The organism is Ralstonia sp. A12 (genome assembly GCF_000801955.1).
In the GTDB taxonomy this organism is placed as follows: Bacteria; Pseudomonadota; Gammaproteobacteria; order Burkholderiales; family Burkholderiaceae; genus Ralstonia.
The window spans coordinates 1-7,025 of record NZ_JSZO01000025.1 but is presented as its reverse complement, the minus strand read 5'-3'; the positions used below and the strand labels follow the sequence as shown (position 1 = coordinate 7,025).

General features: G+C 59.4%; 6 protein-coding genes and 1 pseudogene. 5 read left to right on the top strand and 2 right to left on the bottom strand.

Annotated elements, in window-relative coordinates; genetic code table 11:
* Positions 1-172 precede the first annotated feature (172 nt).
* The 4 genes from PI87_RS21835 (at position 173) to PI87_RS29185 (ending at position 3,680) form a co-directional block, all read left to right on the top strand.
* Positions 173-2,050, top strand: coding sequence for a ParB/RepB/Spo0J family partition protein (locus tag PI87_RS21835; RefSeq protein ID WP_039599833.1), 1,878 nt, complete (start codon positions 173-175; stop codon positions 2,048-2,050).
* 313 nt (positions 2,051-2,363) lie between these two features.
* A complete protein-coding gene (locus PI87_RS29190) occupies positions 2,364-2,531 on the top strand; it encodes a hypothetical protein (protein ID WP_157003200.1) in 168 nt (55 codons plus the stop codon).
* 371 nt (positions 2,532-2,902) lie between these two features.
* Positions 2,903-3,484, top strand: a complete 582-nt coding sequence (locus PI87_RS28210; protein WP_157003199.1) for a hypothetical protein — start codon at positions 2,903-2,905, stop codon at positions 3,482-3,484.
* A 55-nt stretch (positions 3,485-3,539) separates the two neighbouring features.
* Positions 3,540-3,680 carry a hypothetical protein gene (locus PI87_RS29185; RefSeq protein ID WP_157003198.1) on the top strand — a complete coding sequence of 47 codons (141 nt, stop codon included), beginning with the start codon at positions 3,540-3,542 and terminating at the stop codon, positions 3,678-3,680.
* Positions 3,681-3,725: 45 nt separating this feature from the next.
* Here PI87_RS29185 and PI87_RS28710 read toward each other — a convergent pair whose 3' ends face one another.
* The gene (locus PI87_RS28710; protein WP_232314061.1) at positions 3,726-5,363 is read right to left on the bottom strand and encodes an alpha,alpha-trehalose-phosphate synthase (UDP-forming); all 1,638 of its coding nucleotides are present in this window, start codon (positions 5,361-5,363) and stop codon (positions 3,726-3,728) included.
* Positions 5,364-5,453: 90 nt separating this feature from the next.
* Positions 5,454-5,930, bottom strand: a complete 477-nt coding sequence (locus PI87_RS29685; RefSeq protein WP_232314060.1) for a hypothetical protein — start codon at positions 5,928-5,930, stop codon at positions 5,454-5,456.
* A gap of 464 nt (positions 5,931-6,394) precedes the next feature.
* Between PI87_RS29685 and PI87_RS28705 the strand changes: the two are divergent.
* Positions 6,395-7,005: pseudogene (locus PI87_RS28705) on the top strand (transposase); the annotation flags it as partial.
* Positions 7,006-7,025: the final 20 nt, after the last annotated feature.

The following is a 7,025-nucleotide window of genomic DNA, read 5'->3' as shown; positions in this document are numbered from 1 at the left end:
CAAAGCGCGCCCTTGTCCGCTTGGCCCGCGCCGCCTCCTGTGGTCCCAGGGCGACGAACTCGGGAGAACGGCGGCAAGGCTGACGGGCCGCCGCACCGCCTGACCAACCTGCCCACGAGGGGGCTCCGAATCTGGGAGCCCGGTAGCACAACAACTCCTTTTGGAATCCATCATGCAAGAACATGTGAACACCGTGCCGCTGTCCCGACTGGTCGAATCCGAGGCCAACGTCCGCAAGGGCGCGCTCGATGAAGGCAAGGTCCGCGGTCTCGCGGCCACCATTGCGGCGCATGGCCTGCTGTATCCGCTGCTCGTCACCGAAGTGAAGCCCAAGGGCAGAAGTAAGAAGGTTGGATACGCCGTGGCCGCAGGGCGTCGGCGCTTCGCCGCGCTGCGGCTGTTGAGTGAAGAAGGCAAGATTGATGCGGACTATGACGTGCAGGTGCGCATCGTGGCCGATGAGAAGGCTGTCGAGCTATCGGCGGTCGAGAACACCCACCAGCCCATGCATCCCGCCGATGAATATGAGTCGTTCCGCCGTATGGTGGAAGAGGGTGCCGGTGTGGAAACCGTGGCCGCACACTTCGGCGTGTCGGTTGCAGTCGTGCAGCGGCGCTTGAAGCTCGCGAAGGTCGCGCACTCACTGCTGGCGCGCTACCGCGAAGGCGAGATGTCGTTGGAGCAATTGATGGCGCTGACGGTGAGCGACGATCATGCCGCGCAATTGCAGGTGTGGAATGAGCGCCCATATCATCGGCGCACTCCATCTGAACTACGCAGTGCACTACTGGGAGAAACGTCCATCGCCTCCGACTCGCTGCTGGCGACCTTCGTCGGGCGCGATGCCTATCTGGCGGCAGGGGGCAGAGAACAGGTCGACCTGTTTGCCGAACACGGCGCGCACTGGACCGATGGGGCCTTGGTACAGCAGTTGGCCGAAGAGCGGCTGATGCAGCAGGCCGAGGCAATCCGTGAAGCCGAAGGCTGGGCGTGGGCAGTCGCGCTGGTGCAGCCCGACTATGCGACCGTCAACGCTTACGCTCGTGCGCGCATGACGTTGCGCGAACCGACCGAGGCGGAGCAGGCTGCCATGGAAGCGCTGGAAGCCCGACAGCAGGCGATCGAGATGCAGATGGAGGCGTTGGAGTTGTCAGACGAAGCGGGTTCCGACGACGCCTATCAGCGTTTGTCGCACGAGCTTGACGGCCTCTATACCGAGGGCAGGGTGCAGGAAGCCGCGTTGGAGACGGTGGCGGACAAGGCCAATGTCGGTGTCATCGTTGCGCTGCGCACCAATGGCGTGGAAGTGATCCGTGGCGTGATCCGCCCAGAAGACCGCAAGGCCGCTGCCAAGGCGGCTCGCGCACAGGTGCGCGGCGCGGAGGCGGTCGACAACGGCAACAGGCTTCCTGCCATGCCCGAGAAGCTGATTCGCGCGCTGACGGCGCAGCGTACCGCTGCCTTGCAGGCGGTGCTGATGGAGAACCACCACGTGGCGCTGGCCGCTCTAGCCTACACGCTGGTGACCGATCTGGCCCCCGAGGTGTACTCCCGCTGCGACAGCGGCGTCGAGGTCTGCGCCAAGAGCACGGCGTATGCCATGCACGCAGCCGATTCGACCGTCGAACAGTCACGCGCATGGCAGCAGATCCATGCTGCACGCGCCGCGTGGGGCGACCGTCTGGCGGGTGGGCCGGAAGCGCTGTGGGAATGCCTGTTGAAGTTGTCGCAGGAAGACTTGATCGCGCTGCTGGCCCACTGCGCGGCACTCACCGTTGACGGTATCCAGTCGCGTACGGGCGAGCATGCCACGGATACACTCGCACGTGCGGTGGACTTGGACATGGCGGACTGGTGGAGTGCGACGCCGGATGCATACCTGAGCCGCGTGCGCAAGACCGACGTGCTGCAAGCGGTGAGTGAGGCGGTCTCGCCAGCGGAAGCCGTGCCGCTGGCGTCGATGAAGAAGGGGTCAATGGTGGAAGCCGCAGGGCGCTTGCTGGAAGGCAAGCGCTGGGTGCCGCCACTGCTGCGCCAGCACGCTGCCTGACAAAAAGGCGCCCCGGCTGGGACTAGCGGCCGGGGCGAGCGAGGAGACTGCACGGAAACTAGGAGCCAGGGAGGGCCGCCCTAAGTTTCCGCGAGCGAGTCTATGGATTAGGCATTGCTTAGACAACTCAACAATCCTCAGCGGCAGCTACGTCGCTTCCGTAAGTTGCCTGACAAAAAAATCCCAGCCAATGCCGGCTGGGATAGGTCGAGAGTTTGCGCGCGGAGAGCCATCTGCCGCGTGCAGGCAACAGTGTAGTGGCCCGCATTGTTGCCTGCAATTCCCCACCGTCTTCTTGGCCGGTTGATCGGCCATGCCCTCTGCGCTGTGTCGTGTCGCGCGTTCGAACGCTTACGTGGATAAGTGCTACTGCCGGCTGATTCACTACTGGAGCTGGGAGTCGAGCAAGCCGAACGAGCTGACGCATTGCGACGGGCTGGCGATTTCGCTGGAGCAGGAGCAGGCGAAAGAAGCGGCGTAAGCCTGTCGGCCGAGGACTTGGCATGGCGGTTTGTGACGGCGCGGATGTACGACGCTTATCAGGTGGGCGGTCCTGCCGACCAGGCGCGCTTGCGCGCAGCGAGCGCGGCGAAGTTCACGCAGTATCAGTTTGCGCCGCCACCGGGTGCGGCCGGCACGCCAGCGCCGTTCGGGCGGCGGCCTGGGCCGCGCAACCTGGCTGACATCCAGAGCTTTGATGCGATCGGCTCGATGCCGTTTGAGGACGCGCGGTCAGGCGCGGGCGTTGGTGTAAATGCAATTAGCAGACGACCTGTTCGGGCTGACTCTGCCCCCCATCACCTCTAGCTTCCGCCATCCTGGCCGGCGGCTGCCGGCGCCGACGACATTGTGGTGCCGTTCAACAGCCGCGCACGCGCGTCGACGGGCCGTGGGGCGGATAGCGTCCTCGATCAGTTGGCGCGGGATCTGTCTGAGCGGCGTGCCACCGGCAGCGACATCGAGCGTGCTGAATTCCGGGAAATCAAGGTCAACCTAGATGCGCAACGGCTGCTGGATACGCTCTCACGCGCGCATGGGCTCATCGTGGACAAGTATGCGATCACCAAGGGTGCTGATGGTGGTGATCGCATCCGTGCTGGCACGCGCAACCTAAATGTTTCGGACTTCTTGACGAAGGAGCTGAACCTGTCGTGGGCCGACGCAGCGCAGCTGCTGCGCACGACCTACCGGGCGCAGACTGGCCGGGAAATTGAGGCGCCCTCACCGCAGCGGCCGGAGCCGACGCCGGCGCTGTGGCGCGAGTTCATGCTGCAGCGTGCGGGCTTTGGGCAGGCGGACCGCGCAGTGTGGGCGGCGCAACTGCAGAGCGAGCGTGAGCGGCGCGATGCAATTCGATCGGCGTTCCGTGCAGCTCGCAGTGCCATCGGTGAAGATCCGAAGTTGTCGCGGGCACAGATCAAGGCGGCGTTGTAGACGGCGAGGATGACGCGGGTGGACCGAGGTGCAGAGCAAAGGCAACAAGACGCACATGACTGACCAGCAGGTCGACCTGCGTTTCGCGCAACAACCGACGTACACGTCGCTGGTCACCACCAGCGTCTATCTGCATGGCGAGGGCGATGCGCGGTACCGAGCATCGCAGGCCAGTCACCGGATCGGCTGGAACTGAGTGACATCGTCGCAGCAGTGGGAGCCGTCTTCTGCAATGCTCAGATTAGGCACTATCTTCATCCGAAGAAAAATCGTCCTCGGAATCGGACTGGACCTCTCTTAGAAGGCGGCCAGTGTTCTCGAAGGGTACGTGGATGCTGGCGCTTTCCAGAGCCTTGTGAAAGGCTGCGCTTTCCGGGCCAGGGATACTACTCTTCGATCCGACAACATACTGCGCCGGAATATCGGCTGACGTCCGCTCCACGCCCATCACACGCTCTAGCGGAATATCTTGGCGAATACCGATCGTCCTCACAAGTGCGGGCGACCTGGATTTTTCGGAAGATGCGTACTTGGAGGCTCGCCCCTTTTCAGCAGTCAAGTAGTGATATGAAGGTGCTTTCGTGTTTTCAAACTGGGCTTTGTGATTTGTTCTAACTGCCATCGCCCCTCCGTCAACCTTAAGCCTGCTGGTAAAGCCTTTGGCTTGGATCGAGCGCTTACTTGTCTTGCCGGTACCATGATATAACCTGCTGTCTTCGTAGACACTTCGGGCGCTCTTCAGCGTCGACTTGGCAAACTGCGACAAGACGCTGTCATTACGATCGTCATCTGGGCCGGAAGTGCTCTCAGGGGCCATGTTGTCAGGATGCGCGTTTGGAGCAGCTTGTGGGGAAGCGAGTTCGCTAAGGTAATTCTCTCGCCACCAACGTAGATCCTCGGTTTCTACATTGGCCATCAATTTTGCGTGCCTCTTTTGACGCTCATCGAGAGGCATGGCCAAGGCGCGCGCGTATGCCTTGGCCATAGTTGCCCGATCCTTGGGCGGCACCAGAAGCGATTCACGGAGTTGAGACGCAGCACCAGCACCTGTGGATAACACAAGAACCCCTGGGTCTTCTGACTTTTGCGCGGCGATATATTCTTTGGCCACAAGATTCATACCATCTGCCACAGGCGTGACCACGCCCACATGGCTCATTCGGTAAATCTCGGGCAACGAGTTGCGATCTACCGATTGGTTGAAGTACATCACGGGCTTCCAGTCGTCGGTTCCGAACTGGTCGTTGATCTCATTCACCAGTTTCTTGGTCTTATCACTCAGTCTCGCGTAGGCGGGAACGCTTTGCCGTGTCGGTGCTGCGATCTGGACCAGCGTGATCTTGTTCTGCAATTCCGGGAGGGTCTCCAGCAACTCTCGGAAAGCCTTCAAGCGCCTGGGCACGCCTTTGCTGTAATCCAGTCGGTCAACACCGACCATGAGCATACGTTTGCCCGACTCATTGCGGACTTCGTCAAGAATGGTTTGCGAGCTAGGGCTCGGCACAAGCGCCTTAAGGCTCTCGACATCAATGCCGATCGGAAAGGCCTGGATACTGGCTTTCTTGCCGAAAGCACTCAGATCATGGTTGGCGAGCTGCTGGCCGACGCCTTCGGTCTCAGCATACAGCCGGAGATTCTCCACACCGGTGGGACTTTGCATACCGACAAGATCGTACGACATCAAGGCTTCCATCAATTGCCGATGCTGGGGGATTTGTTTGATAACGTCAGGTGGAGGAAGTGGGATGTGATTAAAAAATCCCATTCTCTGTTTGCATCCTAGTGCCCGCAATTCCTGTGCAAAAGGAATAAGGTGGTAATCGTGGATCCATAGAACATCACTTTCCTTGAGCATGGGCGCCAACTGAGATGCCAGCATTCGGTTAACCTATTGATAGGTTCTAAAATGCTCTGGATTCAAGTCGGCCCATTTTACTTTTTCATGGAAAACCGGCCAGAGCACGGAATTCTAAAAACCTGCGTAGTAACCATCATGGTGCTTTTGGCTTAGATCGACTTGTGCCAGCGTTGTCCGCCCGAAGGATTCGGTTCGAACACCTGTTGACTCTGGTTGATCGGTTGTCTTGCCGCTCCAGCCAAACCATAACCCTTCAGTGCCATGCATCATTTCACCAAGCGCGACCGCGAGTCCGCCTGCGGCAGGCTGCTTTGGGTCGATAAGACGGTTCGATACCACTACCAGCCTTTGTTTTGTACCTGGTGCTCCTGCAGTCTCGGATTTTGGTCGCCGCAGTTCTGGATGATGATTACCCGAGAGCCTATGTCGTGGGGCTGTTGGCAGTCCATCAAATCGAGGAGAGCGTGAGCGAGGAAGATTCGGTTTTTTTGGCGACGCCTCAATTCTCGTCGTCTCTTGGGTATCCGGGATGTTGTAGATAGCTTCGAGCGTAGAAGTTGTAGCGTGATTATTTACAGTCTTCGTCATTTTTTATTTCTTTGTGCGTTGAGTTGATAATAATTGCAAGGGGCTAATTTTGGTTTCTGTGGTCATCAGGGAAATAATCAAGATAAACGAAGGTCGTGATTATTTTATTTGAGTCAAAATCATGGCTATGAAAATGCGAAATTTTGTTTTCATTCGCGAACCAATGATGCTTTATATGAATTATATTCAGACATTAATTTTTAGATTATCAATGGGCTTTTGTTGGGCGCCGGTTGTGTGAAAGCTGGCGGCCCACAACGGCGTTGTTGCATAAATCCGGTCGCTGTTGCGCGGCATGCTGATGTTTACGCGCAACGGTCTGGGCGGATGGTGCTGTACCGAGTCGGCCCTGAACAATCCGCAAAGGTTTTGCTGGCAAGGCATGGGGGCCAAAACAGCGTAGCCGGAATTGCAGGAAGCATGCATATTGATGCGAGTTTCCTGCAAATTCCGACGAAGTTTGAATGGGCCCGAAGGCGCCAGTCAGCGAGGGAGACTTCTTCCTGCAGCCGCTGCGCGAGCAGATCTACCTGAGGCATCCGCGGTGCGCCTGGCCGATCTGATCGACTGGGAGCGGTTGAGCGCCGCAATGAGCGAGAGCTTCGTGTCCAAGCGTGGTCGCCCGGCCACGTCGCCATGCTTGATTGCTAGCTGGCTGTATTTGCTGCACGCGTTTGACCTGTCCGATGAGGAGGTCGTCTGGCAATGGGTCGAGAACCCATACTGGCAGATGTTCGCTGGCCAGACGTACCTCCAGAAGGCGATCGCGCATCCGACCGATTTGCACCTGCTGGAGCACTGTCGTGAACGTCTGGTGGCTGCGGCAGCCCAGCACGGGCTGAAGCTGCGACAGAACTACAACTGCGAGGCGCCATGGCTGGCGGGCCAGATTTGCCGCTACGCACACGCCAAGCAGTACGAGCGCATGAGGCGCGCGCTGCGCACCTTGCGCTCGCAGGTAGGTCGGGTGATGCGCGACGTGGGGCGGCAGCTTGGCTCGGTGGCAGCGCAAAGTTGCGCAGCTCGGGAAGAACTAATTGGCCGCACCAAGCGCATTCTGTCGCAGCGACAGAAATGACCCTGCCTCGATTCCAC